The organism is Maribacter chungangensis (assembly GCF_042676845.1).
Taxonomy (GTDB): domain Bacteria; phylum Bacteroidota; class Bacteroidia; order Flavobacteriales; family Flavobacteriaceae; genus Maribacter; species Maribacter chungangensis.
This window is the reverse complement of record NZ_JBHTHY010000025.1, coordinates 1-3,103: the sequence shown is the minus strand read 5'-3', so window position 1 is coordinate 3,103 and position 3,103 is coordinate 1. Positions and strand designations below refer to the sequence as shown.

General features: G+C 31.7%; 2 protein-coding genes. Both read right to left on the bottom strand.

Features of this window, described 5'->3' with window-relative positions; genetic code table 11:
* Nucleotides 1–79: 79 nt before the first annotated feature.
* Entirely contained in the window at nucleotides 80–712 is a 633-nt protein-coding gene (locus tag ACFQZJ_RS18750; RefSeq protein WP_379936509.1) for an RloB family protein, read from the bottom strand.
* Complete coding sequence (locus tag ACFQZJ_RS18745; protein ID WP_379936508.1) at nucleotides 699–2,009, bottom strand: AAA family ATPase; 1,311 nt, start codon at nucleotides 2,007–2,009, stop codon at nucleotides 699–701. Before ACFQZJ_RS18745 ends, ACFQZJ_RS18750 begins: the two co-directional genes overlap by 14 nt.
* Between the last annotated feature and the right edge of the window lie 1,094 nt (nucleotides 2,010–3,103).

The window sequence follows — 3,103 nt, the reverse complement described above, 5'->3', positions numbered from 1 at the left end:
ACAAACCCCGGATCAGTCAACAAGTCATATAGCGCTAGCCTATCGGCGCGCCATATGCTTAGTTATTGTGTGGCGTAATTTATTTTATTTCCAAAAATTCAAACAATTTGTATATTTCAGATAGAGCTTTGTTATGATTATTAAAATCAAATTCACCTAAAAGAGCTGCGTTCTCTTTTGCTGTAATTTGATTTTCTTTTAATTTTTGGTAAATATCATTATCTCTTTTTTTGAAATACTTTTCAGATTTTTCGTAATCTTTCAAGTATTTTCTTTTTAAAATTTTGCCAGCATCATCGCAATTTGAAAAGAATTTTCCTGTTTTTTCAAAATGCAAGAGTAACCAAAATTCTAAACAAGGCGCATTGATTAATATTTCAATATTATCTGAATCTTGAATTGTTTTTATGTAATCTTTTAAATATTGTATAGCTGTTTTTTCTCCTTTTCTAGCTTCGTTAGTTTCTTTAATTATAGTATCATAATCAACTATCCAGATTACTTTATCATAATCTTTAGCATTTTCTAGAACACTTTCAAATTGTTCTGATAACTTTTTCTTTTTTGGTAGCTCTGGTTTTATATCAATTCTAGGTAGTTTTTCATTTTTCTTTAGCATTTGTAAATACCAAACTTCCGTTTCTCCATCAACAATAATTGAAAAGGTTTTTTTTCCTTTCCTTTTGTGAGTTTTTCTATTATTCCTTGCCATTGTCTAACTCTATATAATAATCGCTCAATTCTGGTACAGCTCCTAATTTACCAGTTTTATAAGCATTGAAAATTGAGCTTGTATTTCTAACAACAGATGAATCAAATTCATTTAGAGAGAATAAGTCCGTGCAGCCTTCATCAGTTTTTTCTGTGAACCAAATTGCGTCATTTCTAAAAATATCTTTTTCAATTAATAATTCTCTATGATGAGTAGTAGCAATTAATTGAGATGTTTTTGAATTAACCAGAAAGGATAGAATAAAGTGTTTTAATAAATCCGGATGTAAAGAAGATTCAATTTCATCAATTGGAAATATCATTTCGTTTTTTATCATTAAGCTTAATAGTCCACTAAATTGGTAGTATCTCTGCGTACCTTGCGATTCATCATTATAAGGAAGTATGTAATTTTGATTTAATAATGAATGTTGAAACAAAATCTCTTTACTTTCGATTTTCCCTTTTTCTCTTATCTTTTCAATTTTATCATCAGTCATAAGAGTTTTTTTATTTAAGAAATCAAGTAAGTCAGAATCAATTTCTCTTTCTTCACTCTTTATTATGATATCAGAAATATTAAAATCAGCTCTCTTTAAAAACTCAACAATATCACTTTTGTTAATTTTATTTGACTCTATTCGCTTTGATATATAAATTAACAAATCAGTTTTATATGATATCATTGGTTTTAACTTGCTCTCAAACCAATCTGTACAATTTTGTAATTCTAAAGATTCAAAATTGGTTTTTAAGTAGCCACCCAATACAGTATTATTCCACAAAGTGTTAGCTTCTAAAGTAGTTTTGTATTGTTTGTTAATTTTGATTTTACTACCAAAAGATATTTCAGTTAATTGCTTTTTGGTTTCAGTAGTACGATTGAATACCAAAGCTTTATTAGGGTTGTAAAAAAATAATTCTTCAGAAATTATTGCTTCTTGATTTAGCTCTAAATTGTATAAATACCTAATTCCATTTTGAAAAAATTCAATTGAAAAAAAAGTGTTCTTCTCAATTGTTTCTTTATCAAATAGAAAAGGTTGAAAGTCAAGTTTTTCAGTTTTTTTTTCAGCAGGTTCTAATATTAAATCTTGTAAAAACTCCAACCCTTTTAGTATTGTAGTTTTTCCTGAAGCATTAGCTCCATAAATTAGACCTAATTTTAATAACCTAACATTATTTGGAGCGTTTATGATAAAATAATCCTCTAAATCATTTGAGTTAGAAGCTTCAAATGAAAGAGTAACTTTATTCTTAATTGACCTAAAGTTTTCTATAGAAAAGTTTATTAACATTCTAGTTTTTGTTTAAAAAATGTAAATCGTTTACAAATATAAGGATAAAAATAACAAAAATGTTAATAATTTGTTTAAAAGTAGTTTGAGAATTTATTTGTTTTGCAGAAAGTTTTTATGACACACAACGGCCCCTGTATAAAGCGGGCGGGGCGTTTTGGCTCTTGTCCGCTTCTTGTCGGCCGGTTGAGTTGTTTATAAATATACTTGAATTTCGGGATTTAGCCGCCACGCGTTGAGCTTTTAAAACGCCCCGTTCGCTTTATACCGTGTTCATGCCGGTTGGGCTCTTCCTATGGTGTTTCCCCTTTCCCTGGCTTTGTGTATTTGGGGCGTTTTACTCAGGGGCCGTTCAGGCCGATTGAATATCGTGGGAGCGTGAAATCCTTTTGGTTGTGTTTCGTGTTTTGACGGAATGCACCGCACCATTGTAAAGGGGGACTGTTCCCTCGGGTGTCCTATTTCATGGCGGAGCGATATGTCCTCTGGCAATCGGCCTGAACGCTCCCTGTGTATGACGTGTTAGGCTCATTTGGCGGATAGGTTCCAAAGTGGTCGAAATCTACCACTTTAAAAGTAGAAGATTACCCTAGTGTTCAAAAAGCCTAACAGAGAGTCATAAATGAGCCTTATACGTTATATACCGTGTTGGTTGTTGTCGACTGTGGTAAGGTAGGGGAATTAAGTAAATATACGCTTACCATCGATTAAAGGCTTATTTAACAGGGAGCGTTGGTGGCAATCGAGCAAAAAAAAGTGAAATTTTATATGAAAAAGATGGTATATAAATACAGGTGGTATTTTTTTGGATGGTTCATTCTTGATATACTGGTTGACTTGATTAAAGTAACAATCACCTTTTTGATATAATGTTTCTTTTTTGCGCCCGCAGGCGATTGCCACCAACGTGATTGTGTATGGTTAGTTGCGTGGTTAAGCAACTAATTTAGCAAACTTTTACGAACCCGAGAAAATTCCGCAGGAATTTTCGCAAGTAGGCACGTAAAAAGCAATTAATTATACACGGTGTTGAACTAATCCTCGTACCTCGGAAGCCTTTAATTGGTTTATAAAAGTACGTTATCTTACTGTTT